Consider the following 23,922-nt stretch of genomic DNA (forward strand, 5'->3'; position numbering starts at 1 on the left):
GGGCTGGCCTGGCGAAAAGGGGGGGTCGGGTTTCCCCGACGCCCCCTCCAGGTTTCGATACGGCGCTGCGCGCCTACTCAACCCACAGACGCGCTACGCCTCGAGCGCGGCCGCCGGCTCCTCGATGGCCTCGCGGCCGGGCTGGCGTGTCGTGCTGAACACGTAGTCGCCGTCGACGTAGTCCACGTGTACGTGGTCGCCGGCGTGCAACTCGCCCTGCAGGATGCGCTCGCTCAGGCGGTCCTCAACCTCGGACTGGATCGCGCGGCGCAGCGGCCGTGCTCCCAGCGCGGGGTCGAACCCGACCTTGATGAGCTGCGCCTTGGCCGCGGCCGTGAGTTCCACGGTCATGTCGCGGTCGAGCATCCGCTCGCTCAGGCGCCCAACGAACAGGTCCACGATCTGGAGCAGTTCGACCGGGTTCAGCTGCGGGAACACGATGGTCTCGTCGACGCGGTTGAGGAACTCCGGCTTGAAGTTCTTCTTCAGCTCTTCGACAACCTTCGCCTTCATGCCTGCGTAGCTCTGAGCCTCGTCGCCTTCGATGGTGAAGCCGACCGGGCCGCCCGTGATGTCCTTCGTACCGAGGTTGGTGGTCATGATGATCACGGTGTTCTTGAAGTCGACGACGCGGCCCTGGCCATCCGTCAACCGGCCCTCCTCCAGAATCTGGAGCAGCGAGTTGAAGATGTCCGGGTGCGCCTTCTCGATCTCATCGAACAGCACCACGGAGAACGGCTTGCGGCGCACCTTCTCGGTGAGCTGCCCGCCCTCTTCGAAGCCGACGAACCCGGGAGGGGCACCGAACAGCCTCGAGACGGTGTGCTTCTCGCCGTACTCGCTCATGTCGAGGGCGATCAGCGCGTCTTCGTCATCGAACAGGAACTCGGCGAGCGCCTTGGCCAGCTCCGTCTTACCGACACCGGTCGGGCCGGCGAAGATGAACGAACCGGATGGCCGCTTCGGGTCCTTGAGGCCGGCGCGGGTGCGGCGGATGGTCTTGGAGAGAGCCGAGATGGCCTCCTCCTGGCCGATGACCCGCTGGTGCAGTGCCTTCTCCATGAAGACGAGACGCGCGGTCTCCTCCTCGGTGAGCTTGAAGACGGGAATACCGGTCGCGGCGGCGAGCACTTCGGCGATGATTCCCTCGTCGACGGTGCCGGTCGAGCCGGCTTCGCCACTCTTCCACTGCTTCTCGAGGCGCAACCGCTCACCGAGCAGCTTCTTCTCCTCATCGCGCAGCGATGCGGCCTTCTCGAAGTCCTGGTCTTCGATGGCGGCTTCCTTCTGCCCGCGAACGCCCGCAATGCGGTCGTCGAACTCGCGCAGCTCCGGCGGGGCGGACAGGATCGACAGCCGCAGGCGTGCGCCTGCCTCGTCGATCAGGTCGATGGCCTTGTCCGGCAGGAAGCGGTCGGCGACGTAGCGGTCTGCCAAATTGGCAGCGGCGACGATGGCGCCATCCGTGATCGACACCTTGTGGAACGACTCGTACTTGTCGCGCAACCCCTTCAGGATGTTGATGGTGTGCGGCAGGTTCGGCTCCTCGACACGCACCGGCTGGAAGCGGCGCTCGAGCGCGGCATCCTTCTCGAAGTGCTTGCGGTACTCGTCGAGCGTGGTCGCACCGATGGTCTGCAGTTCACCGCGAGCCAGGAGCGGCTTCAGGATGCTGGCGGCGTCTATTGCACCCTCGGCAGCGCCCGCACCGACAAGGGTGTGGATCTCGTCGATGAAGGTGATGATGTCACCGCGGGTGCGGATCTCCTTGGTCACCTTCTTGAGGCGCTCCTCGAAGTCACCGCGGTAGCGGCTGCCGGCGATGAGCGAGCCGAGGTCGAGCGTGTAGAGCTGCTTGTCTTTCAGCGTCTCCGGCACGTCGCCGCGGACGATCGCCTGGGCGAGGCCCTCGACGACTGCGGTCTTTCCGACGCCGGGCTCACCGATCAGCACCGGGTTGTTCTTGGAACGGCGGGAGAGGATCTGCATGACCCGCTCCATCTCCTTCTCGCGCCCGATGACCGGGTCGAGCTTACCGTCGCGGGCGGCCTGGGTGAGGTTGCGCCCGAACTGGTCGAGAATCTGGCTGCCGGCCTGTGCACTGGCCTGCTCGTTGCCGCCCACCTGCACCTGCTCCTTCCCCTGGTATCCGGAGAGCAACTGAATGACCTGCTGGCGCACCTTGTTCAGGTCGGCGCCGAGCTTCACGAGAACCTGGGCTGCGACACCCTCGCCCTCGCGGATGAGGCCGAGCAGGATGTGCTCGGTTCCGATGTAGTTGTGGCCGAGCTGCAGCGCCTCGCGCAGGGACAGCTCGAGTACCTTCTTGGCTCGCGGCGTGAACGGGATGTGCCCGGTCGGCTGCTGCTGGCCCTGGCCGATGATGTCCTGCACCTGCTCGCGCACGGAGTCGAGCGAGATGCTCAGCGACTCGAGCGCCTTGGCAGCGACACCCTCACCCTCATGGATCAGGCCGAGCAGGATGTGCTCGGTCCCGATGTAGTTGTGGTTGAGCATCTTGGCCTCTTCCTGGGCCAGGACAACCACGCGACGGGCTCGGTCGGTAAATCGTTCGAACATCTCTGAATCTCCTCAGGCATCGTGGCGGTTGGATGCCGTTACAAAGAGAGTAACGACCGCACCCTTGGATTTGCTCCCCTGTTCGCCGTGGGCGTTAAAGCACCGGACCGGCGCCCGGCACAGACCCCCACCATCGCGACCCGGGCCATTTTGCGGGTGTGCCTCGCGGATCACTCACAAGATGACCCGGCTCGATGGATGCGGGCAGCGGATGCGCTTGCGCACCATATCGAAAGTCGTTATGTTAACGACTGTCGTTGTTATCGATAATCGTTAGGAAGCGAAACGTGAAGTCTTCACAAGGTGACCGAATAGCCCTCTGGCTTGTGCTTCTGGCGGCACTCGCCTACTCCGTCGCCACACTCATCTTCGGGGTGGGTCACAGCGCACAGGTCATGTTCGCACCAGGCGAGACACCGGTGGGGCTACTGGCATCCGCGGCGGTACCGACGGATCTGGACGGGGAGGCAACGATCGTTTCCGGGTCATTCACGGATGCCTCCCTCACAGTGAGCGGGCTCAGCACCTTCGCGCGGGTCATGCTGTCAATCGGGGTCGCAGTGGGGCTGGTCGCGAGCCTTGCCGTTTCGCTGGCAATCGCCTACTTCTGCTGGTCCCTGTTGCGGGCACGACCGTTCCGGCGCTCGCTCACCGTCGCCGCGATCATCGCCGGAACGGCCCTGAGCGTCGGCGGGCTTCTCGGCCAGGCCGCCACCGGGTTCGGAACCATGCAGGCCGCACTCGACGTCGATCCCGCTCTGGCCGTCTTCGAGGCGGGCTTCTGGTTCGATCCGGCTCCCCTCTTCGGCGGCTTCGCCATCCTGGCCCTCGGCATCGCGTTCCAGCTCGGCGAGCGCCTGCAACGCGACACCGAAGGGCTCGTCTGATGGGCGAGGTGGACGAGGAGAGCACGGGCATCCACTGCCGCCTCGACGAGCTGCTGGAACAGCGCGGGATGACGCTCACCCGGCTGAGCGAGCTTGTCGGGGTGAGCATCGTCAACCTCTCGGTGCTCAAGAACGACCGGGCGAGGGCCATCCGCTTCTCCACCCTGACTGCCATCTGTGACGCACTCGAATGCGAGGTGGGCGACCTGCTCGTGCGCGATTAGGCTGGTTTCACGGACGATGGGAGCCGACCATGCCGCAGGACCCGCCCGACCACGGAGTGGACCCAGACGAGCAGCCCACGCAGCCGCTGCCGGAAATACCTCCCGAAGCGGCAGCCGCCGCTGCCGCGGGCGCCGCCCCGGGCGAAGCGGATGCCCCAACAGTCGCCTTCGAGCCTGTGCCGGCGTCGACGGAACCGATCGCGCCCTACGTTCCGATCGCCGACTACTCCTCCGAACCCACGGTTGGAGCCGGCGGTGGCGGCGCTGCTCCGCCGCCAACGACCCCCGACCGTAAGTCTCCGGTGCCCTGGCTGATCGCCGCAGCCGTGCTGATCATGGGCGCTGCGATCGCGATCGGCCTCTGGCAACCGTGGGCGGGCGACACCCCGGGACCCACGACCTCACCTGACCCGAGCGTGTCGGTCTCGCCGACCATACCTCCAATCGAGACACCGACGGAGCAGCCCACCAGCGAGCCGAGCCCGCCCGACGAGCTGGCGCCAGAACCGGAACCAGAACCAGAACCGGAACCGACGCCCACTGAAGAGCCAGGCCCCACGCCCTCCGATACGACGCCGGCAAACCCTGGCACGACGGAACCAGCAAAAAGAACGCCATGAGCAACCTCGAACGCGACCCCGAAGAGCTGGTCTGCACCTCTGAAGATGCCAACGGCTTCCGCATCCTGGAACCACGCGACGTACCGCTCGGCGGCCCCCGCGCCATGGACGTACGCCGCACGCTGCCCCAGCGCGGGCACTCCCTGATCGGGGCCTGGTGCTTCGCCGACCACTACGGACCGGATGACGTCGCGGTCACCGGCGGCATGGTCGTGCCGCCGCATCCGCACACCGGGTTGCAGACGGTGAGCTGGCTGTTCGCCGGCGAGGTCGAGCACCGCGACTCCTCCGGCGCCCACGCGATGGTGCGCCCCGGCGAGCTGAACCTCATGACGGCCGGCCGCGGCATCCAGCATTCCGAAGTGTCCACATCGACAACGCGGATGCTGCACGGCGTTCAACTGTGGACCGCACTTCCCGACGCCTCCCGGCACACCCGCCCGATGTTCGAGCACTATGTGCCGCCGGTCGTCGAGTTTCCGGAGGGCAGCATCAGCGTGTTCATCGGCAGCCTGGTCGGCCAGAAGTCGCCGGCCACCACGTTCAGTCCGCTGGTCGGAGCGCAGGTCGACCTGAAGGCCGGGCAGTCGATCACGCTGCCCATCGCCTCCAGCTTCGAGCATGGGGTTCTCGTCGACAGCGGCGTGGTCAGCGTCGAGGGCAACCCGGTGCCGAAATCGCATCTCGCCTACCTGGCCCCCGGTCGCGAGGAACTCCGACTGGAAGCGACCACGGCATCGCGACTCGTGCTCATCGGCGGCGAGCCACTGAACGAGCAGATCGTCATGTGGTGGAACTTCATCGGGCGCAGCCACGACGAGGTCGTCGCCTATCGGGCGCAATGGCAGTCAGAGGTCGTCGGTGGGGGAACGGATGCCGGGCACTTCGGCGTCGTGCAGGGCTACGACGGGCCACCGCTGCCGGCGCCGGCCATGCCGACGGTGCGGCTCAAGCCGCGGGGTTAGCGTCGACGGGCTCAGGCACCCGGTCCGAGCAGGCGCGCACCCGTGCGCGTCCCGCCCTTCTGCCACGGCAGCAGAACGGGCTCGAGTACGCGGAACAGCACGTTGATGAACAAGCCGAGCACGCCCGTCAGCACGATGCCGGCGTAAACCTGATCGACCGCGAACTGCTGCCCCGCGCGGCGGATCATCGACCCGATCCCGCTTTCGGCACCGACGTATTCGGCGGCGATGAGCGTGATGAGGCACGTCGCCAGGCCCAACCGCAGGCCACTCACGAGCGCGGGGGAGATCGCGGGGAACAGGAATCGGGTGAAGTACCGCACGCCGGTGGCCCCGAAGTTGTGTGCCGCCTCGATCAGCTCAGGGTCGACGTTCCGCACGCTTCCCCTCGTACTGATGATGATCTGGAAGAACGCCGTGGCGAAGGCGGTCAGGATGTAGGCAACCTCACCGCGTCCGACGATGATGATGAACAGCGGCAGGATGGCGATCTTCGGCAGCGGGTAGAGGGTGTCGGTCACCGGACGGATCAACATTTCCACGATGCGCCATTGCCCGGATGCGACGCCGATGATCACCCCGGAGACAGCCGCGAGCGAGAACGCCAAGCCCAGTCGCTGCAGCGTGACGAGGAGGTCGACCCCGAGGCGGCCGTTCAGGAACTGGTCGACCGTCACCGCTGCGACATCGCTCAGCGGGATGAAGAAACGCGGGTCGAGCAGCCCCAACCGTGTTGTCAGCTCCCAGGCGACGACGAGGAGGATCGGGATCGCGAGCAGCTGTGCCCAGGACCGCACGGCGGGGCTCACGAGGCCACCCGGGTATCCACGCGCCAAGGCAGGAGGCGACCGGCGAGCGCTTCGAACCCGGCGGAGCTGAGCAGGCCGAGGACGGCGATGCAGAGGAGGGCGACGTACATGTCGGTCACCCGAAGGATCTGCCAGTTCGTCCACAAGAAGTTGCCGAGCCCGGTCGGCGCGCCGACCATCTCGATCGCGATGACGGCGATCAGGGCGAACCCGAGGGAGATCCGGATCCCCGTGACGATCGACGGCAGCGAGCCCGGCAGGAGCACCCGGAAGAAACGCCGGGACCCGCGGCACTCGTAGTTGTGCGCGACCTCAAGGAGCGTCTGGTCGATGCTCCGCACGCCGGCGACCGTGTAAAGCACCATGACCACCAGCGGCGTCACGAGCGCCGTCAGGAGAATCGCCGCCTCGGTGCGGCCGAGCACGAAGGTGAGGAATGGGAAGAAGAGAACTCCGGGGATCGGGTACAGGAAGGCCAGCACGGTGCCGAATCCGCTCTCGGTCCAGCGGGATGCGGTGATGGCGATTCCGAATGTCACCCCGATGACGATCGCGAGAGCGATCGTGATGAGCACCCGCACGACAGTCGCGACAAGGTCCCCGCCCAGACCGAATTCGACGTCGAAGATGATCGTGCCCCGCGCGACGATCTCAGAAGGCGGCGGGAAGAACGTCGGGCGGAGCACCTCTGTGCGGCTCAGCACTTCCCAGATGCCGAGTACGAGAACCGGTCCGACGATGGCCGCCCACTTCTCGCGGAAGAAGCGGGCGATCACCGGCTGTCTACTGCCATGGCGGCCTGAACCTCGTCGCGGAGGTGATTCCAGATGCCCTGCGAGAGCTCAGCGAACTCCTTGGTGCCGCGCAGTTCCGGCCCCCGAGATAGCGGGAAGTCGAGCTCGATGATCTCGCGCACCCGACCGGGTCGCGCCGACATCAAGACGACTCGGTCGGAGAGGAAGACTGCCTCATCGATCGCATGAGTGATGTACAGCACGGTCGGTTGCGACTCCTGGCGCAGTTCCAGGATCTGCTCCTGGAGGAGCGTCCTGGTCTGCGCATCCAGCGCGCCAAGCGGCTCGTCCATGAGCAGGATCTCGGAGTCCTGCGCCAGGGCGCGCGCAATCCCGACGCGCTGCTTCATCCCGCCCGACAGCTGGTGGGGGTAGAAGTCCGCGAACTTGCCCATCCCCAAGCGTGACAGCTGGGCATCCGCGATGTCCGCTGCCTCCGCTTTGGGGACGCTCCGGTTGCGTGGACCGAACATCACGTTGTCCCGCACGGAGAGCCACGGGAACAGCGCATGCTCCTGGAACACCATTGCGGTCTTCGGCCGTCCTGGCTTCGAGGTGGCGATGTCCACCGTTCCCGACGTCGGCTCGTGCAAGCCGGCGACGAGGCGCAGGAGGGTCGACTTCCCACACCCCGACGGACCGACGATCGAAACGAACTCCCCTTCGGCGATGTCCAGCGAAATGTTCTCGAGGGCCGTCACCTCCTGCTTGCCGGGGAAACGCTTCGAGACGTCGGTCAGCCGCACTTTGACATTGTCGTTCACGATGCCGGCCATCCTTGATGTTAGTTATCGAGAACGGCGTCACGCCAGGTGAAGTCCCAGATATCCTCCTCGGGGATGATCTCCGAGTAGTTCAGCGACCCCTGCTCCATGAAGAACTCCTGGTAACCGAGCACGACATCGAGGTCGACGCTCAGGTCGGCGGTGATGTGGTGCTGCCGTGACGCCGCGACCACGGCGGGGTCGGCGCCAGTGTATGACTCGATGAAGCCGAGCATCTCATCGGTATCCCAGCCTCCTTCGGCGAGTTCAGCCGCCGAATTGGCGTAAGCCTCCATGAACCCTTCCGCCAGCTCGGGGTTCTCATCCGACCAGTCCGTGTTGAAGATGATCCCCGTGAACGGCATGGGCTCAGCGTCGGTCGGTGTCTCCCACGGCCGGTACCCGGCGCCGTTGCTCTCCGCCTGCGTCGGGAACGGCTCGGAGAGAATACCTCCGGCGATCCCCCCGTTCGCGAGCGCAGGCACCTGGTCTGGGAAGGGGATGTGCTCGACGTTGATGTCATTGATCGAGAGACCGGCCCGCTCGAGGGCGAAACCGAGGAGCGCCTCGGTCACGACGCCGGGTGCGTTCACCGCGAACGTCTCACCGGCGAGGTCCGACATGTCCTCCGCGAGTTCGGCGGCGGCATCGGAATCGGCGGCTATCTGTGAGGAGAGGATAAAGTAGTCCTCCACGTAGCCCGCGTGCATCGGGGCGACGTAGCGCACCGGCAGACCCTCATCGAAGGCGTTGTACGCCGCCGAGCCGATTCCGGCGAATCCGACGTCGAACTGACCGGTCGCAACGCCGGTGATCGACTCGTTTCCGCTGGTCACCTCGATCATTTCGAGCGTGATACCCGCCTCCTCCGCGTGCTTCTCGGCGGTGACGAAGAGCGGCAGTGACGATCCGGTGGCCAGGTAGGCGACGCGGATGACGTCGCCGGTCTCACCACCTTCTGCGTCATCCGCAGCCGGGGTGGCCGCGCACCCACTGATGATCAGGGCGGCGGTGACCCCCGCCGCGACGAGCGCAGAGCGCCGCGTTCGTGATGAAATGCTGTGCCTCATGGTGAAACTCCTTTGTTCCTTTGGTGGTGTGGGTGTCGGCCAGGCGTTCTAGTCGAGTGCGTCCCCGGCAAAGTCGTGACCGGCGGCCATCATCCATGACGGCCTCCCGGTGATCTTGGCGTCGATGAGCAGCGGCCGATCGCGAGCGGAGTCGAGCCAGGCCGACACCCCCTCGAGGTCGTCAAGGGTGCGGACCGTGATCGCGTCGCAGCCGTACCCGCGGGCGATCGCTGCGATGTCGGTCTCCGGGAATCGCACGATCTCCTGCTCAGCAGCGCTGGCCCCGGGGAACAGATGGACCTCGGCCCCGTAGGCGCTGTCGTTGTAGACGATGATCAGCATGCCGAGCCCGAGCCGCACGGCGGTCTCAAGTTCCGCCGCCGCCATCAGGAGGGATCCGTCGCCGACGCCGAGTACGGGCATGCGGTCGGGTCGGGCGACCGCTGCGCCGATGGCGCTGCCCAGTCCGAGGCCGATGGCCTGGAACGACAGCGGAAGGCAGTAGCCCTGATCATCCGGGACTCGCAGGTGCGCGCCCGGGTAGCAGTTCACGTTCCCTCCGTCGACGAGGACAACGCGCTCCATCGGGAGCATAACGTCGAGGGCGTTCGTCAGGAGGGCGGGGTCGACGTACCCAGGCTCGGACATCGGCTCGACCGGTTGTTCCGACCAGTAGCGCGCGCTCTTGACCCGATCGGCGACCTCGGGGGTGCGGTACCCCGTGCGGGCCGGACCGGCCACGAGCAGCGCTTCCCGCGCGGCACGGGCAACCGCTCCGGCGTCTCCAACGATCCCGAGATCGACGAGGCGGTTCTTTCCGATCGCGTCGGCACGGTCATCGACCTGGACGAGAGTTGCGCCGTTGGTGAGGTCGCCACCGCGGGTGGTCCAGTCGTTGAGCGCAACCCCGAATGCGACGATGAGGTCTGCCTCCCGGACCAGATTTGCGGAGCCCTCGGTGGCGAAGCCGCCCATGATGTCGAGCGCCCATTCGTCGCCCTCGAAGACACCTCGGGCGCCCCCCGAGGCGATCAGCAGCGCGCCGGCTGCAGCGGCCAACTCGCGGAGGTCACCCTTCGCGCCACGCGACCCGCGCCCGCCGAGCACGACCGGGCGCTCGGCACGGGTAAGCAGTTCCACGAGGGGTTCGACCTCCGCGGCCGACACTGTCGTGCCCGCCACGTGGAGTGCTGCCGCCGGACGGGCGGCCGGATACTCGATGAGCTCCTCCTGGATGTCGATGGGGAGGGAGAGCACGACCGTCTTGCGTTCGAGTTTTGCGACGTGGAAGGCGCGGGCGGTGTCTGCGATCGCGGTACGCGCCGAGTGGATCCTCATCGGTGTCGCGCCAATGGCGGCGACCGCGGCATCCTGATCGATGTGAAAGTTAGAGGTGACATCACCGGTCGCGGTGTCGCCGCTCAGGACGAGCAGTGGCGTGTGGCACTTGGCGGCCTCGGCAACGCCGGTAAGTGCATTCGTGAGCCCGCATCCCTGGTGCACGGTCAGGACACTGACGTGGCCCGTGATGCGCGAGTAGGCGTCGGCCATGGATGCGGCACCCATCTCGTGACGGGCAGCGATGAAGGTCGCCCCGTTTTCGACCAGGGCGTTCGTGACCCGGAAGTTGCCGCTACCGACGACACCGAAGGCGTGGGATACCCCGAGCTCGGCGAGGACGCGACCAACGGCGTCGGAGACCCTGATCGATTGCGTCATCGCAATTCCCACCTTCTCCCCGACCGTCAGACAGCCAGGTGGTTACCACGGTAGACGCGTTATGAAATCGTGGCCAATAGATAATTGGCGTTCTTCTTATCAACCAGATAGATAATGAGACATGCAACCCAGCATCGACCTCAACCTGCTTCGCACCTTCGTTGTCGTCTACCGCGAGAAGAATCTGACCCTCGCCGCAGCGGCGCTGCACATGTCGCAGCCGTCGGTCAGCTATGCACTCAAGCGACTTCGACTGCACTTCGACGACGCCCTCTTCGTTCGGACGCGGACGGGGGTGCGGCCAACACGGCTGGCGACGGACGTCTACGCCGAGATCAGCGGTCCACTCTCGCAGATCGCCGAAAGCACCGAGGGCACAGCCCGCTTCGATCCTGGGACGTCGACGCGGCGGTTCCGGATCGCCCTCACCGACCTCGGAGAGGCGGGGTTACTGCCCCGGATTCTCGACACCCTGCGCCAATCGGGACCCGGCATCCGGATAGAGACGGTGCCACTCGACATTGAAACGGTGGGACGCGACGTGCTATCGCGCGACATCGACGCCGCGATCACCAGCTCGCCCGTGCACGGACCGGTGAACCAGGAGGTCCTGTTCCAGGATCGGTACGGATGTCTGGTGCGCGGCGACCTCCCCGACGACGACGGCACGATCCGTGTCGATGACCTGCGGCGGCTTCCCGAGGTGCGTGTCGGCCCCTCGGCGGGTCACCGGGCGATCGCCGAAGCTGTGACGACCCTCGGCGCCGGCATTCTCTCGGACACCCCGCACGTTGAGGTGCACCGATTCACGTCGCTTCCGAAGATCGTCGCGCAGTGCGGATTTGTGGCGATCGTCCCTATCGACGGCTTCATCGATTTGACTGAACTCGACGATACGAAGATCCTGGAGCTGCCGTTCCCTTCGCCGTCGACTTCGATCCGGCTGATCTCCCACCGCGACAGCGGTGCGCCCGAGGCCTGGTTCCTCGGCACGATCAGGGAGACGCTGAAAAACCGCTCAGGCGCGGCGAGCGCCAAGTAGGAGCCGCAGTGGCCGACGCTACGGCGCCAGCAGCTCGCGCTTGGCCCGCTCCTCGGCCTCGATACGGGCGTAGACCGTGCGTTCGGTGCGGTCTGCGCGGATGATCGAGCGCAGGATCAACCAGAACACCAGCCCGATCAGGATGGTCGGCGTCACCGAGAACACCGCATTCGCCCAGAAGTCTTCTAACACGAGTACAAGGATACGCGTGCCGCGCTGAGAATCACTTCACCAGGGGGAACAGGATCGTCTCGCGGATGCCGAGCCCGGTGATCGCCATCAGCAGCCGGTCGATGCCCATGCCCATGCCGCCGCTCGGCGGCATGCCGTGCTCGAGCGCCCGCAGAAACTCCTCATCCAGGCGCATCGCCTCGTGGTCGCCCTGGCTGGCCAGCTTCGCCTGGGCGACGAACCGCTCGCGCTGGATGACCGGGTCGACCAACTCCGAGTATCCGGTGGCCAGCTCGAAGCCGCGGATGTAGAGGTCCCACTTCTCGACGACACCCTCCACCGAGCGGTGGTCGCGCACCAGCGGCGACGTGTCGACGGGAAAGTCCATCACAAACGTCGGCCGCACCAGGTCGACCTTGATGTAGTGCTCCCACAACTCCTCGACCAGCTTGCCGTGGGTGGGGTGGTCGACCTCGACACCGATCTTCGCGGCGTGCTCCTGCAGGTAGGCGAGGTCCGTCTGCGGGGTGACCTCGAGCCCGGACGCCGCGACCAGCGAGTCGTACATCGACACGCGGTCCCACTGCCCGCCCAGGTCGTACTCCGTGCCATCCGCCCAGGTCACGATGTGACTACCGGAGACCGCCATCGCCGCGTTCTGAACCAGCTCCTGCGTCAGGTCGGCCATCTGGTTGTAGTCGCCGTACGCCTGGTACGCCTCCAGCATGGCGAACTCCGGCGAGTGGGTGGAGTCGGCACCCTCGTTGCGGAAGTTGCGGTTGATCTCGTACACCCGCTCGATCCCGCCGACGACGGCACGCTTGAGGAACAGCTCCGGAGCGATCCGCAGGAACAGTTCAGTATCGAACGCGTTGCTGTGGGTGACGAAGGGGCGGGCGGATGCTCCGCCGTGCATGGTCTGCAGCATCGGCGTCTCGACCTCGAGATACTCGTACGCGTCGAACGTGGCCCGCAGGGAGGCGTTCACCTTCGCCCTGGCACGCACCGTGAACCGCGCCTGCTCGCGCACGATCAGGTCGAGGTAGCGGGAGCGCACCCGCGTCTCCTCGCTGAGCTCCACGTGCAGGTTCGGCAGCGGGCGGATGGCCTTGGCCGCGACCTTCCACTCCGCCACCATCACGCTCAGCTCGCCACGACGAGAGGAAATGACCTCTCCGGAGACGAAGAGGTGGTCACCGAGGTCGACCAGCTCCTTCCACAGCGCGAGAGACTCCTCGCCGACCGCGGCGAGCGACACCATGGCCTGGATGCGCTGCCCGTCACCGGACTGGAGCGAGGCGAAACACAGTTTGCCGGTGTTGCGCAGGTGCACGATGCGACCGGCGAGCGCCACCGTCTCGCCGGTGACGGCATCCGCTTCCAGGTCTGGATACTTCGCCCGCACTTCGGCGACGGTCGTCGTGATCGGCAGTGAAACCGGGTAGGCACCGGCGCCCGACTCGATCAGCCGCTCACGCTTGGCCAGCCGAACCTGGGCCTGTTCAGACAGCTCTTCCTCGGTCGGTTCAGTGGGGATTGCGGGGTCTGTCATGGCGCTGCGGCTTCTCCTTGAGTCAAGCCTCAAGCTTATGGGTTGAGCCGGGTGGCGTCGGAATCAAGCGATTTGCTCCTCAGCTCAGACATTGAACGATTGAGCCGGACGAAAAGCGTGTCCGACCCAATCGTTCAAAACTCGACACCCCGCAAAACACTTGACCCCGACGCTGGTTACGGCAGCATGATCTCCCGGTTGTCGATGAGGCGGGTGGTGCCTACCCGGGCGGCGATGATCGCGGTGGCGGTGCCGCGGAAGTCGGGAGGGACCGGGAGGAAGGTCGCCGGGTCGACCAGGTCGAAGTAGTCGAGCTCAGCCAGCGGCTCGTCGGCGACCAGGTTGCGGCCCGCCACCCGGGCGAAGTCCGCCCCCTGGGAAGCGCATGCTGCCGCTGCTTCCAGCGCGGCCGACAGCACCAGCGCGGCGCGACGCTCGTCCGCACCCAGGTAACGGTTGCGGCTGGACAGCGCGAGGCCGTCCGGCTCCCGCACCGTCTCCACGATGTCGAGCTCGAGCGGCAGGTTGAGGTCGGCGATCATCCGCCTCACCAGGTAGACCTGCTGGGCATCCTTCTGCCCGAAGACGGCGACCGTGGGCTGCACAATATTGAACAGCTTGGCGACCACGGTGAGCATGCCGTCGAAGTGGCCCGGCCGGGTGGCACCCTCGAACAGGGTGGCGACGTGTCCGGCGGCAATATGAATCTGCGGCTCGCCGTCCGGGTACATGTCGGTGGCGGTCGGGGCGAACACAATCGTCGCCGGAGCCAGCGCAGCCACGTCAGCTTCCAGCGTGCGCGGGTAGCGGTCGAGGTCTTCGCTGGGACCGAACTGCAGTGGGTTCACGAAGATGCTGACGACCACCACATCCGCCACCTCGGTCGCGTGACGCACCAGCGCCAGGTGTCCGTCGTGCAGGGCGCCCATGGTCGGCACGAAGGCGACGGTGCGGCCGGCCGCGCGCTCCGCATCAAGCCGCATCCGCAGCTCACCGATCGTCGTGATGGGGCCGGTCATGCGACTACCCTTTCCCGGCGCGCGCCGTTTTCAGTGGAACGCGCGTGCGAATGCGGCCGCGTCCCACGGAAAACAGCGCGCGGCGGCCGATGCGAGGCGGAAGTCACACGTCCTCCGGGAAGGTCGGGGTGGGGCCGGCGAGCGCGTTCTCGACGGCTGAGCGCACCAGCGGCGCCAGCACCGCCCCCGGAGCCTCGACGCCGATACCGTCCAGCAGAGCGGTCGCCTGCCCGACGATCGCGGCCGAGAAACTGGTGGCGGTGTCGATGGCCTCCGCATACGCGGCGCGATCGGCCTCATCGACGAGCACCGGCTCGGCACCCATCTCCACCACCAGCGCCTGCCCGATCGGCTGCACCGGCGCCGGTGCGGTGACGGCGCAGTACGCCTCCCGCAGGCGCACCAGGTCGATGCTGGTGCCGGTGAAGGCCATGGCCGGATGTACCGCGAGGGGAATAGCGCCGGCGGCCAGTGCCGGGGTCAACACCGAAATGCCGAACCGTGCAGCCGTGTGCAGCACCAGCTGGCCCGGCTGCCAGGTGCCGGTGGCGGCAAGCCCGCTCACCAGGTCGGCCAGCTCGGCCTCCGGCACGGCGAGGATCACAAGCTCGCTGCGCTCCACGATGGCGGGGATCTCCAGCACCGGCACCCCGGGCAGCATGGCCTCAGCGCGGTCGCGGCTCTCGCTGGAGATCGCGCTGATGCCGACAATGGCGTGCCCGGCACCGGCGAGCGCCGCACCCAGCACAGGACCGACCCGCCCGGCGCCGATGATCCCGATCCCCAACCGCCCGGACTGCCGGCGCTTCGGCCCGCCGAACCCCTGCGGATCGCTCATGCCGGGGCTTCCCCTGCCCGCCACCGGTGGGAGGTGTCAGCAGCGACCGACTGGATGGTGGTGGTCGCGACATCCGTGAAGAAACCGAGGGCGGCATCCTGATCGACCGCACCCAGCTCGGCCGTGATCGGCCCGGCAACCGTGTGCAACTGCACTGCGGCCAGCCGGCACGCCCGGTACAGCGGACCCTGGCTGACGGAGACACTCTGCACCCTCGGAGTCGGGACGACGATGAGGCCGCGCCACACCACGCCCTTGCGCAGCAGCACCGCGTCGGGAGTGATCGCGAACCCGTTACGCTGCCACGAGAACCAGCGCAACCAGGCGGCGCGCTTCGGGGAGTTGGTGAAGCCGTCGCCCTGGGTGCCCTTCGCGGTGAGGCCGTCTTCGAGCAGCTTCGTCATCTCCTCGGTGGTGAGCTTCGGGAGCAGCAGCGCCAGGACGCGCATGACATCCGCCCGGTCGCCGACCGGCATGATCGTGGTGTTCGCCTGGCCGGCCGCGCCCTTGGCCGTCGACTGGCTGGCCCGGTTCACCTTGATCTCCCACCAGCCGGCCGGACGCCACAGCAGCGGCTGGCTGACCAGCACCGAGTGGATGCGCCCAGGCGGCAGCGTCTCGTTGCTGGTGCTGAGCAGGCCGAAACCGACCCGAACGCCGTCCGGGGTGCCGGCGATCGAGTAGCGCAGCGACTTGGTCACGCGGTTCACGTAGAAACTGCCGAAACCGATGATCGCCGGGATGAGGGTGAAGAGCAGCCCGAAGTTCTCCCAGACGACCACCGAGACCACCGCGCCGGCGATGGCCAGGATGAGGAAGATGGTCGCGCCGCTGAGCAGCACAGACCCGATCAGGCGGAGAGGGTGGATCTTGACGACTGCCTCCGGCGGCGCAGCGTTCGGGTCGAGTTCTGGCGCCAGCAGTTCGTGCACCCGGCGGTCGATCAGCCCGTGGCCGGCCTCCGCAGGCTGTGCCGCCAGCGCGTCGGCGCGACGGGCACCGGATGCCAACCGCAACACTTCGCGACGGAGGTCATCCGCCGCCGCCGACCCGAGGTAGGACAACTGCACGTTGGCATCCGCCCCCGCCTGGTTGACCTCGAGCTTCGCCGCACCGAACAGCCTCGCGAAGAACGGCCGCACGATGTTGATGCCCTGGATACGGTCGAGGCGCGCTTTCCGGTTGGTGCGGAACAGGATGCCCGACCGCACCTCAACGACCTCGTTGGTGATGCGGAAGCTGTGCATCCGCCACGAGACGTAGAACGCGGCGATGAGGATGATCAGGAAGATCGCGAGCACGAGCAGGGCGAGGCCGACATAGCCATTGTCGAGAACGTAATCGACCGGGTCCCCCTCGCCGGCGTACCCGGGGACGAAGATGTTGATCAGGCGCTCGCGCATGTTCGCCACCACGATGCCGAGGATGGCGATGAGGGTGATGCCGCCCTTCAACAGGGGCGACGCCGGGTGCATCCGGTGCCACTCTCCGTCGGTCAGGGACGCGGCCATTCCCGCGCCGCCGGTCGACTCTGACTGATCGTCAGCAACGGGCGGCGTGGGCCCGGGCGTGCCAGGCTGATCGACTTCGGTCACAGCCCCGCCCGGCGGCTCTCGGCGACCGCGACCAGGTGGTCACGCAACTCCTCAGCATCCGCCGCCAGCAGGCCGGGGATGGTGATCCCGGTGGACGCCGCGGCGGTGACGAACTTCAGCTCGCTCAACCCGAGGGCCCGGGACAGCGGTCCCCGGTTGATGTCGACCAGTTGCATGCGGCCGTACGGAACAGCGACCAGGCGCAGGAACATGATCCCCTTGCGGAAGACCAGGTCGTCCTCGCGCAATTGATACCCGTAGGCACGAACACGGCGGGGTGTGATGGCGAGCGAGACCAGCAGGATCACGGCGGCCGGGATGAGCACCCACCAGGCCCAGTCCCAGCCGACCACCACGAAGACCAGGCCCGCCGCGACCAGCACGCCGAAGAAGGCCAGGTTGCTGACGATCTCGGAGACGATGAACTTCGGCGAAATGCGCCGCCAGGTCAGTTCCGGAACCTCAAGTCGATTGGTCATCGATCCCTCTACTAGTAACGGCTACGCCTCAGCTGGTTTCTTGTCCTGCGTTTCTTGCGTGTCTTCGGGCGGGAGCTTGCACATATTCTCTGCGACCAGGCCGCAGACCATCAGCACAATGGCGCCGGCGAACATCGAAATGAAGAACCCGATCGAGCCTACAGGCGGCATGGTCCGCGAGAGCAGGTACAGGGCGAAACCGGCCGCAGCACCCGCCAGCAGTGCCCCGGCGATCGATGACGCCTTCGCCAGCACGACCACTCGCGTCGCGTAGAACGGGTCGACCCTGGCCTTCGCGGTGCCGTTCGCGACCTTGCGAATCGGCCAGGCCAGTGCGAGATCCACGAGGCCGATCAGCGACAGCCCGATCGCCAGCGTGAGAGGAGGGCGAACACCGGGCTGCCCGGACTGCGCGAGCCCCACCTGAACGGCGATGCCGACCGCCAGCCCGACCACGGCGAACAAGGCGAGCGTCAGCGCGGAGGTGCGCTTCACGACGGCGTCCGTTCTCCAGCCGCGAGCAGCGGCGCCGCCGGGAACTCCCACACCGCGTCGTCCAGCCCGGCGACCAGGTCGGCGACGCGTCCATGTTCCGGAAGCACAGCATCCGGATCGACCTGCGCCCACGGTGTCAGGACGAACGACCGCTGCCAGGCGCGCGGATGCGGCAGCGTGAGGCGTTCGCTGTCCTCGCGCATGGTGCCGACAGCGATCAGGTCGACATCCAGCGTGCGATCGCCCCACACCGTTTCGCGCACGCGGCCGTGGCGTTGCTCGATCGCGTTGACCGCGCCAAGCAGTTCCAGCGGCGTGATGGTCACCTCGGCAAGGATCACGGCGTTCAGGTAGCGAGGCGCAGACTCGTCCAGGCCGGTGGGCTTGACGGCGCCAGACTCGACGAGAGCGGATGCTGCGACGACGCGAACCCCAGGCACCGCGTCGATGTCGTGGACAGCGGCCCGAATAGTCGCCTCCCGGTCGCCCAGGTTGCTGCCCAGGGCGATCACGGCGCGTTCGACCGCCGCGCCCGTCACTCGCGCACCCGCGTGATGGTCACGGAGACATCGGCGAACGGCACGGTGATGGGTGCGCTCGGCTTGTGCACGGTCACGCGCACGGCGTTCGCCGCACGGTTCCCGAGCACCAGCGCGGCCACCCGCTCGGCCAGCGTCTCGATCAGGTCGACCGGGTCGCGCTCCACGGCGGCCACGACCTGCTCGGCGAGCACGCCGTAGTGCACCGTCTGCTCGAGGTCGTCGCCACCGGATGCCGCGCGAAAGTCCAGCCAGACCGTGACATCCAGCACGAACTCCTGACCGTTCTCGCGCTCCTCGGTGAGCACCCCGTGGTGGCCGAAAGCCCTCAGCCCGGTCAGGGTGAGATGGTCACCGGTCATGGTCAGCATCATCCTTCAACCGCGACCACAGGTCGAGCGCGGCACGCGTGCCAGCTACATCGTGCACCCGCACGCCCCAGGCGCCGGCCTCCGCCGCCAGGGCGCTCAGGATGGATGTGGCGGGATCGCGGAGTTTCGGATCCGCACCCTCCGGCAGCAATGTCGAGAGGAAGCGCTTGCGAGACGCGCCCACCAGCATCGGGAACCCGAGACTGTGAAGCTCTCGCAGGTGGGCGAGCAGTAACCAGCTCTGGTCGGCCGTCTTGGCGAAACCGAGACCCGGGTCGACGATGATGCGCTCAGGGTGCACGCCGACCACGATCAGTTCGGCGACGCGTTGCTCGAGCTCGTTGCGAACATCCCGCACGACATCGTCGTAGACCGCCAGGTCGTCCATCCCGGAGCTGTGTCCGCGCCAGTGCATCGCGATGAAGTCGAGCCCGCTGTCGGCAGCCACCTGGCGCATGGCCGGGTCGGACAGGCCGCCGGAGACATCGTTGATGATGGCGACACCGGCCTCGGCGGCAGCTTCAGCCGTCTTCGAATTCATGGTGTCGACGCTCACCCGAATTCCCCGGTCCACCAGTTCGCGGATGACCGGCAGCACACGTTTCTGCTCGATGGCGATCGGGATGCGTTCGGCACCCGGCCGCGTAGTCTCACCGCCGACATCGATCACGTCAACGCCCGCGCCCACCATCTTCACCGCGTGGTCGATCGCGGCCTCCAGCTGGGCGAACTCACCGCCATCGCTGAACGAGTCGGGGGTGACGTTGAGCACCCCCATGATGCGGGGACGGGTCTCAGGCACTGGTCGACCCCTCAGCCTGCCCAATGAGCGCCATGACCTCAGCGCGTTCGATCGGGTCGGAAAGAATGCCCCGGCTGGCGACGGTCACCGTGGAACTGCGCACCTGCTGCACACCGCGGGCGGTCACGCATCCGTGCACCGCATCGGTCACCACGAGCACTCCTCGCGGCGATAATCCATCGTTCAGGGCATCCGCTATCTCCTCGGTCAGCCGCTCCTGCAACTGCGGCCTGGACGCCACGGTGTCGACCACGCGTGCCAGGCTGCCCAGCCCGACGATGCTGTCGCCGGGTGCGTATGCGATGTGGGCGACGCCGAGGAACGGCAGCAGGTGGTGTTCGCAGATCGAACGGAACTCGATGTCGCGCAGCAGGACAAGCTCACCACCCGAGTCACCGGAGATCGGGTGGGCCAGGTGCGTCAGCGGGTCGACGCCGACGCCGGAGAAAAACTCGCCGTACGCCTGCGCTACCCTGCCCGGAGTTGCGAGAAGGCCGGCGCGCGACGGGTCATCGCCGATCGCGTACAGCAACTCGGTGACGGCCGCCTGAATGCGCTCGGTGTCGACGCCCGACGTCGAGGTCGTGGCAACACTGCCTGTGGTGCGGGGCATGTCTTCCCTTACGCGGTGGCGATACCGGGCGATTTGCGCGGGGCGCGCTTCGGCTTGGGCGTCGGGCCGGAGTCGACGCCACCGTCGACGGCACCGGAGTCAATGGGCGCCTTCGCCGGAAGGTCGACCGGCGGACGCGTCGATACCGGCCGCTTCTTGCTCGACAGCCACTGTGGCCGCTCCGGCAGCTTCTTCACATCCTGGAAGATTTCGGCGATCTGGTTGTGGTCGAGGGTCTCCTTCTCCAGCAACTCGGATGCCAGCTTGTCGAGGATGTCCCGGTTCTCCGACAGCACCGTCCAGGCCTCGTCGTGCGCGGCCTCGATGAGGGCACGCACCTCGGCGTCGACCTGCTCGGAGAGGCTCTCCGAGTAGTCACGGGAGTGGCCCATGTCGCGGCCGAGGAACATGTCGCCGGAACCGGAGCTCAGCTTGACCGAACCGATGTTCGCGCTCATGCCGTAGTCGGTGACCATCTTGCGGGCGGTGCCTGTCGCCTTCTCGATGTCGTTGGATGCCCCCGTGGTCGGGTCGTGGAAGACGATCTCCTCGGCGACGCGGCCACCCATCGCGTACGCGAGCTGGTCGAGTAGTTCGTTGCGGCTGACCGAGTAGCGGTCCTCCAGCGGCATCACCATCGTGTAGCCGAGGGCGCGACCGCGCGGCAGGATGGTGATCTTCGTGACGGGGTCGGTGTTGTTCATCGCTGCGGCAACGAGCGCGTGACCGCCCTCGTGGTACGCGGTGATCAGCTTCTCCTGGTCGCGCATCACCCGGGAGCGGCGCTGTGGGCCGGCCATGACGCGGTCGACAGCCTCATCCAGTGCCCGGTTGTCGATCAGCTGCGCGTTGGAGCGTGCGGTCAGTAGCGCAGCCTCGTTGAGCACGTTGGCCAGGTCCGCACCGGTGAAGCCAGGCGTCTTCCGCGCGAGCACCTCGAGGTCGACGCCGGCCGCCAGTGGCTTGCCCTTGCCGTGCACCTCGAGGATCTTCTTGCGGCCGAGCATGTCGGGAGCATCCACACCGATCTGGCGGTCGAAACGGCCCGGACGAAGTAGGGCCGGGTCCAGGATGTCCGGACGGTTCGTCGCCGCGATCAGGATGACGTTCGTCTTGACGTCGAAGCCGTCCATCTCGACCAGCAACTGGTTGAGGGTCTGCTCACGCTCGTCGTGACCGCCGCCCATCCCGGAACCGCGGTGACGACCGACGGCGTCGATCTCGTCGACGAAGATGATGGCCGGAGAATTCTCCTTGGCCTCCTTGAACAGGTCGCGAACACGGCTCGCACCGACACCGACGAACATCTCGACGAAGTCGGAGCCGGAGATCGAGTAGAACGGCACGTTCGCCTCACCGGCAACGGCGCGGGCGAGCAGGGTCTTACCGGTTCCGGGGGGGCCGTACAGCAGCACGCCCTTCGGGATGCGGGCACCCACCGCCTGGAAACGGGCCGGGTCGGTCAGGAACTCCTTGATCTCCTCGAGTTCCTCGATCGCCTCGTTGGCTCCGGCGACATCGTCGAACGTGACCTTCGGGGCCTCCTTGGATACCAGCTTCGCCTTCGACTTGCCGAACTGCATGACCTTGCTGCCGCCGCCCTGCATGCTCGACATCAGGAACCAGAAGATGAGGCCGATGATGATGAAGGGGATGATCAGGCCGAGCATGGACGTGAGCCAGCTGCCGTTGTCCACCTCGTCGTCGTAGCTTTTCAGGCTCGAGTTGTTGACGGCCTCGACGACGTCGGCGCCACGAGCACTCGCGTAGTAGAACTGCACCTGGTTGCCGTTGTCTCCGGCGTTCTTCAGTACCAGGTCGACCCGCTGCTGTCCGTCGATGATCTTGGCCGACTCGACCTTGTCATCCTGGAGCAGCGCCATGCCCTTCTGGGTGTCGATCTCCTGGAAACCGGAGCCCCCCAACAGGCTGAAGCCCACCGAGACGACAATGATCGCCACGGCGATGTAGACCAGCGGGCCGCGGAGGAACTTCTTCAGATTCATAGTGCTTGTAAGGCTATCGTGCGCCCCCTGAGCGCCGCCCCCCTGTTTGCTGGAGGCGTAACGCATCCTGCATTCGCTCAAGCCCGCTTAGTAGACAACCCCGCGGGCCTCGACAAGCTCGGCTGGTCACTTCGACAGGCTCATTACGGCGCTCGACAAGCTCGACCCGCTTTAAGGACGACTTCCCGTCGGGCTTCGACCCGCTTGAGGGGCGACCCGCGGAGGGCTACTCGTAGACGTGGGGGGCCAGCACGCCGATGCCGCGCAGGTTGCGGTACTTCTCGGCGTAGTCGAGGCCGTAGCCGACGACGAACTCCGGCGGAATCTCAAAGCCGACGTAACGCACGTCCACCTCGACCTTGGCCGACTCCGGCTTGCGCAACAGTGCGCAGATCTCAACGGATGCCGCGCCGCGGCTCTCCAGATTCGCCCGAAGCCACGACAGGGTGAGCCCGGAGTCGATGATGTCCTCGACGATCAGCACGTTGCGGGCGTGCAGGTCGGAGTCCAGGTCCTTGAGGATGCGCACGACACCGGACGACTGGGTGCCCGACCCGTATGAGGAAACCGCCATCCAGTCCATCTCGAGCGGGATGGTCAGCTCACGCGCGAGGTCCGCCATCACCATCACCGCACCCCGCAGAACACCGACCAGCAGGAGCTCCTTGCCGGCGTAATCGGCTTCGATGCGACGGGCGAGTTCCGCGATCTTCGCGTGGATCTCCTCCTCACTTAAAAGCGTGCTGGTCAGGTCATCCGCGACGTCGCTGAATTCCATGGTTAGTGAGGCTCCCGATCTTTCGATGCCGACGAGAACACCAGCAGGTGCCCGTGCCGTTCAACCCTAACGCCCGGCAGGTGAACGGCGCCTTGCCCGTGCCAGTCGGTCACCAGGCGCGCCACCTCCAGTGTTTGGGCACGGCTGATGGCCAGGCCGAACTCCGCGGAGACGGCGAGGCGGATGATCCGCTGCCGCAACGCGGGCGGGTTCGCTTCCAGCCCGCGCACCGCCAGGGCGATGCCCGCCTCGGCATGCTCCGCCAGGTCTTCGATGAGTTCCTCGGCGAAGTGGTCGAGGGCCTGCTCGTCTTCGCGCAACTGTTCGGCGGTGCGAGCCAGCGCGAGCGCGATCCCCGGTCCGAGCTCGTCTTCCAGCATCGGCAGCACCGTGGTGCGCACGCGGACCCGGGTGAACACCGGGTCGAGGTTGTGCGGGTCGTGCCACGGCTCCAGTCCGGAGTCGGCACAGAACGCCTCGGTAGTGGATCGGCGGATGCCCAGCAAGGGTCGCAGCAGCAGGTGCGGGTGCTGAGATCCGGAATTCGGCGGTTCACCGGCACCTGGAACCGCCGGATTCCGGATCTCAGCGTGCACAACCGATGCCATCCCCTGCATGCTGCCGGCGCCGCTTCCGCGCGCGAGGCCGAGCAGCACTGTCTCCGCCTGGTCGTCGAGGGTGTGACCGAGAAGGAGCGCCGCGGCATCCGTCGACTGGATGATGTCGACGAGCGCTGCGTACCGGGCGTCCCGGGCGGCAGCCTCGGGCCCGCCGACGGTTCCCACCTGCACGCGCGTGACCACCACCGGATCGAGCCCCAAGTGCCGTGCCTGCTCGGCGGCACGCTCCGCAACCTCGGCCGAAGCATCCTGCAGGCCGTGGTCGATGATGACGGCACCCGCCCGCAGCCGCGCGCGGGGCGCCTCGAAAGCCGTTGCGGCGGCCAGCGCCAGCGAGTCGGCTCCCCCGCTGAGGGCGACCAGCACCAGGTCGCTCGGGCCATCCGATTCGTCATTGTGCCCGTTCCGGTCGAATGTGCCCGTTGCGCCGGGCACATTCGACCGGAACGGCACCAACGCGAGCGACTCCCGCACGGCCCTGCGCACGTCGGCGATCGCTGGGGTGAGGCGCGGGCGGCGGGAGGTCATCCAGTAACGTTATTGCAGCACTCGCGAAAAACAAGGAGCACA

Annotated in this window: 25 protein-coding genes; 5 read left to right on the forward strand and 20 right to left on the reverse strand. The window is 66.8% G+C overall.

Features of this window, described 5'->3' with window-relative positions:
* Positions 1 to 93: 93 nt before the first annotated feature.
* Entirely contained in the window at positions 94 to 2,580 is a 2,487-nt protein-coding gene (locus ACX3O0_RS11085; protein WP_459088791.1) for an ATP-dependent Clp protease ATP-binding subunit, read from the reverse strand.
* A gap of 287 nt (positions 2,581 to 2,867) precedes the next feature.
* On the opposite strand from ACX3O0_RS11085, the gene ACX3O0_RS11090 reads away from it, so the two are divergent.
* The 4 genes from ACX3O0_RS11090 to ACX3O0_RS11105 are packed head-to-tail and all read left to right on the forward strand — an operon-like array spanning position 2,868 to position 5,276.
* Positions 2,868 to 3,467: a hypothetical protein gene (locus ACX3O0_RS11090; RefSeq protein WP_459107751.1), complete on the forward strand. Its 600-nt coding sequence runs from the start codon at positions 2,868 to 2,870 to the stop codon at positions 3,465 to 3,467.
* Positions 3,467 to 3,691 (forward strand): helix-turn-helix domain-containing protein, encoded by a 225-nt coding sequence (locus ACX3O0_RS11095; RefSeq protein WP_459107752.1) that lies wholly within the window; start codon positions 3,467 to 3,469, stop codon positions 3,689 to 3,691. Before ACX3O0_RS11090 ends, ACX3O0_RS11095 begins: the two co-directional genes overlap by 1 nt.
* A gap of 29 nt (positions 3,692 to 3,720) precedes the next feature.
* Positions 3,721 to 4,311: a hypothetical protein gene (locus ACX3O0_RS11100; RefSeq protein ID WP_459107753.1), complete on the forward strand. Its 591-nt coding sequence runs from the start codon at positions 3,721 to 3,723 to the stop codon at positions 4,309 to 4,311.
* The gene (locus ACX3O0_RS11105; RefSeq protein ID WP_459107754.1) at positions 4,308 to 5,276 is read left to right on the forward strand and encodes a pirin family protein; all 969 of its coding nucleotides are present in this window, start codon (positions 4,308 to 4,310) and stop codon (positions 5,274 to 5,276) included. The genes ACX3O0_RS11100 and ACX3O0_RS11105 overlap by 4 nt, the downstream gene beginning before the upstream one ends.
* Before the next feature lie 11 nt (positions 5,277 to 5,287).
* Here the strand turns inward: ACX3O0_RS11105 and ACX3O0_RS11110 are convergent, their stop codons facing one another.
* The 5 genes from ACX3O0_RS11110 to ACX3O0_RS11130 are packed head-to-tail and all read right to left on the reverse strand — an operon-like array spanning position 5,288 to position 10,432.
* Positions 5,288 to 6,085 (reverse strand): ABC transporter permease, encoded by a 798-nt coding sequence (locus tag ACX3O0_RS11110; protein WP_459107755.1) that lies wholly within the window; start codon positions 6,083 to 6,085, stop codon positions 5,288 to 5,290.
* Positions 6,082 to 6,861, reverse strand: a complete 780-nt coding sequence (locus ACX3O0_RS11115) for an ABC transporter permease (protein ID WP_459088803.1) — start codon at positions 6,859 to 6,861, stop codon at positions 6,082 to 6,084. Before ACX3O0_RS11115 ends, ACX3O0_RS11110 begins: the two co-directional genes overlap by 4 nt.
* Entirely contained in the window at positions 6,858 to 7,643 is a 786-nt protein-coding gene (locus ACX3O0_RS11120) for an ABC transporter ATP-binding protein (RefSeq protein WP_459088805.1), read from the reverse strand. The genes ACX3O0_RS11115 and ACX3O0_RS11120 overlap by 4 nt, the downstream gene beginning before the upstream one ends.
* A gap of 20 nt (positions 7,644 to 7,663) precedes the next feature.
* Positions 7,664 to 8,713 (reverse strand): ABC transporter substrate-binding protein, encoded by a 1,050-nt coding sequence (locus tag ACX3O0_RS11125; protein WP_459107756.1) that lies wholly within the window; start codon positions 8,711 to 8,713, stop codon positions 7,664 to 7,666.
* 48 nt (positions 8,714 to 8,761) lie between these two features.
* Positions 8,762 to 10,432, reverse strand: a complete 1,671-nt coding sequence (locus tag ACX3O0_RS11130) for a thiamine pyrophosphate-binding protein (RefSeq protein WP_459088809.1) — start codon at positions 10,430 to 10,432, stop codon at positions 8,762 to 8,764.
* A gap of 121 nt (positions 10,433 to 10,553) precedes the next feature.
* Here ACX3O0_RS11130 and ACX3O0_RS11135 point away from each other — a divergent pair, with 121 nt between their 5' ends.
* Positions 10,554 to 11,474, forward strand: a complete 921-nt coding sequence (locus ACX3O0_RS11135) for a LysR family transcriptional regulator (RefSeq protein ID WP_459107757.1) — start codon at positions 10,554 to 10,556, stop codon at positions 11,472 to 11,474.
* Between the two features lie 18 nt (positions 11,475 to 11,492).
* Here ACX3O0_RS11135 and ACX3O0_RS11140 read toward each other — a convergent pair whose 3' ends face one another.
* The 14 genes from ACX3O0_RS11140 to tilS all read right to left on the reverse strand — a co-directional run bounded on the left by ACX3O0_RS11140 (position 11,493) and on the right by tilS (position 23,880).
* Positions 11,493 to 11,666, reverse strand: coding sequence for a hypothetical protein (locus ACX3O0_RS11140; protein ID WP_459107758.1), 174 nt, complete (start codon positions 11,664 to 11,666; stop codon positions 11,493 to 11,495).
* A gap of 31 nt (positions 11,667 to 11,697) precedes the next feature.
* Complete coding sequence (gene lysS, locus ACX3O0_RS11145; protein WP_459107759.1) at positions 11,698 to 13,197, reverse strand: lysine--tRNA ligase; 1,500 nt, start codon at positions 13,195 to 13,197, stop codon at positions 11,698 to 11,700.
* Between the two features lie 176 nt (positions 13,198 to 13,373).
* Positions 13,374 to 14,216 (reverse strand): pantoate--beta-alanine ligase, encoded by an 843-nt coding sequence (gene panC / locus ACX3O0_RS11150; RefSeq protein WP_459107760.1) that lies wholly within the window; start codon positions 14,214 to 14,216, stop codon positions 13,374 to 13,376.
* Positions 14,217 to 14,319: 103 nt separating this feature from the next.
* Entirely contained in the window at positions 14,320 to 15,054 is a 735-nt protein-coding gene (locus ACX3O0_RS11155; RefSeq protein WP_459107761.1) for a Rossmann-like and DUF2520 domain-containing protein, read from the reverse strand.
* Positions 15,051 to 16,649, reverse strand: coding sequence for a PH domain-containing protein (locus ACX3O0_RS11160; protein ID WP_459107762.1), 1,599 nt, complete (start codon positions 16,647 to 16,649; stop codon positions 15,051 to 15,053). Before ACX3O0_RS11160 ends, ACX3O0_RS11155 begins: the two co-directional genes overlap by 4 nt.
* On the reverse strand, positions 16,646 to 17,128 hold the full coding sequence (locus tag ACX3O0_RS11165; protein WP_459088823.1) for a PH domain-containing protein: 483 nt from the start codon (positions 17,126 to 17,128) through the stop codon (positions 16,646 to 16,648). The genes ACX3O0_RS11160 and ACX3O0_RS11165 overlap by 4 nt, the downstream gene beginning before the upstream one ends.
* Positions 17,129 to 17,149: 21 nt before the next feature.
* On the reverse strand, positions 17,150 to 17,623 hold the full coding sequence (locus ACX3O0_RS11170; RefSeq protein ID WP_459107763.1) for a DUF3180 domain-containing protein: 474 nt from the start codon (positions 17,621 to 17,623) through the stop codon (positions 17,150 to 17,152).
* Entirely contained in the window at positions 17,620 to 18,162 is a 543-nt protein-coding gene (folK, locus tag ACX3O0_RS11175; protein ID WP_459107764.1) for a 2-amino-4-hydroxy-6-hydroxymethyldihydropteridine diphosphokinase, read from the reverse strand. The genes ACX3O0_RS11170 and folK overlap by 4 nt, the downstream gene beginning before the upstream one ends.
* The gene (folB, locus tag ACX3O0_RS11180; RefSeq protein WP_459107765.1) at positions 18,159 to 18,524 is read right to left on the reverse strand and encodes a dihydroneopterin aldolase; all 366 of its coding nucleotides are present in this window, start codon (positions 18,522 to 18,524) and stop codon (positions 18,159 to 18,161) included. Before folB ends, folK begins: the two co-directional genes overlap by 4 nt.
* Positions 18,514 to 19,335, reverse strand: coding sequence for a dihydropteroate synthase (folP, locus tag ACX3O0_RS11185; RefSeq protein WP_459107766.1), 822 nt, complete (start codon positions 19,333 to 19,335; stop codon positions 18,514 to 18,516). The genes folB and folP overlap by 11 nt, the downstream gene beginning before the upstream one ends.
* A complete protein-coding gene (gene folE, locus ACX3O0_RS11190; protein WP_459088833.1) occupies positions 19,328 to 19,948 on the reverse strand; it encodes a GTP cyclohydrolase I FolE in 621 nt (206 codons plus the stop codon). The genes folP and folE overlap by 8 nt, the downstream gene beginning before the upstream one ends.
* 8 nt (positions 19,949 to 19,956) lie before the next feature.
* On the reverse strand, positions 19,957 to 21,954 hold the full coding sequence (ftsH, locus tag ACX3O0_RS11195) for an ATP-dependent zinc metalloprotease FtsH (RefSeq protein WP_459107767.1): 1,998 nt from the start codon (positions 21,952 to 21,954) through the stop codon (positions 19,957 to 19,959).
* A gap of 226 nt (positions 21,955 to 22,180) precedes the next feature.
* A complete protein-coding gene (gene hpt, locus ACX3O0_RS11200) occupies positions 22,181 to 22,732 on the reverse strand; it encodes a hypoxanthine phosphoribosyltransferase (RefSeq protein ID WP_459088839.1) in 552 nt (183 codons plus the stop codon).
* 2 nt (positions 22,733 to 22,734) lie between these two features.
* Positions 22,735 to 23,880, reverse strand: coding sequence for a tRNA lysidine(34) synthetase TilS (gene tilS, locus ACX3O0_RS11205; RefSeq protein ID WP_459107768.1), 1,146 nt, complete (start codon positions 23,878 to 23,880; stop codon positions 22,735 to 22,737).
* Positions 23,881 to 23,922 lie beyond the last annotated feature (42 nt).

It is taken from the genome of Homoserinimonas sp. A447 (assembly GCF_054489325.1).

What these genes read in the sequence shown, in the direction of transcription:
- ACX3O0_RS11085 (WP_459088791.1), bottom strand. Translation starts at nt 2,580, where the DNA reads ATGTTCGAACGATTTACCGACCGAGCCCGTCGCGTGGTTGTCCTGGCC.
- ACX3O0_RS11095 (WP_459107752.1), top strand. Translation starts at nt 3,467, where the DNA reads ATGGGCGAGGTGGACGAGGAGAGCACGGGCATCCACTGCCGCCTCGAC.
- ACX3O0_RS11100 (WP_459107753.1), top strand. Translation starts at nt 3,721, where the DNA reads ATGCCGCAGGACCCGCCCGACCACGGAGTGGACCCAGACGAGCAGCCC.
- ACX3O0_RS11105 (WP_459107754.1), top strand. Translation starts at nt 4,308, where the DNA reads ATGAGCAACCTCGAACGCGACCCCGAAGAGCTGGTCTGCACCTCTGAA.
- ACX3O0_RS11125 (WP_459107756.1), bottom strand. Translation starts at nt 8,713, where the DNA reads ATGAGGCACAGCATTTCATCACGAACGCGGCGCTCTGCGCTCGTCGCG.
- ACX3O0_RS11130 (WP_459088809.1), bottom strand. Translation starts at nt 10,432, where the DNA reads ATGACGCAATCGATCAGGGTCTCCGACGCCGTTGGTCGCGTCCTCGCC.
- ACX3O0_RS11135 (WP_459107757.1), top strand. Translation starts at nt 10,554, where the DNA reads ATGCAACCCAGCATCGACCTCAACCTGCTTCGCACCTTCGTTGTCGTC.
- lysS (WP_459107759.1), bottom strand. Translation starts at nt 13,197, where the DNA reads ATGACAGACCCCGCAATCCCCACTGAACCGACCGAGGAAGAGCTGTCT.
- panC (WP_459107760.1), bottom strand. Translation starts at nt 14,216, where the DNA reads ATGACCGGCCCCATCACGACGATCGGTGAGCTGCGGATGCGGCTTGAT.
- ACX3O0_RS11155 (WP_459107761.1), bottom strand. Translation starts at nt 15,054, where the DNA reads ATGAGCGATCCGCAGGGGTTCGGCGGGCCGAAGCGCCGGCAGTCCGGG.
- ACX3O0_RS11165 (WP_459088823.1), bottom strand. Translation starts at nt 17,128, where the DNA reads ATGACCAATCGACTTGAGGTTCCGGAACTGACCTGGCGGCGCATTTCG.
- folB (WP_459107765.1), bottom strand. Translation starts at nt 18,524, where the DNA reads ATGACCGGTGACCATCTCACCCTGACCGGGCTGAGGGCTTTCGGCCAC.
- folE (WP_459088833.1), bottom strand. Translation starts at nt 19,948, where the DNA reads ATGCCCCGCACCACAGGCAGTGTTGCCACGACCTCGACGTCGGGCGTC.
- ftsH (WP_459107767.1), bottom strand. Translation starts at nt 21,954, where the DNA reads ATGAATCTGAAGAAGTTCCTCCGCGGCCCGCTGGTCTACATCGCCGTG.
- hpt (WP_459088839.1), bottom strand. Translation starts at nt 22,732, where the DNA reads ATGGAATTCAGCGACGTCGCGGATGACCTGACCAGCACGCTTTTAAGT.
- tilS (WP_459107768.1), bottom strand. Translation starts at nt 23,880, where the DNA reads ATGACCTCCCGCCGCCCGCGCCTCACCCCAGCGATCGCCGACGTGCGC.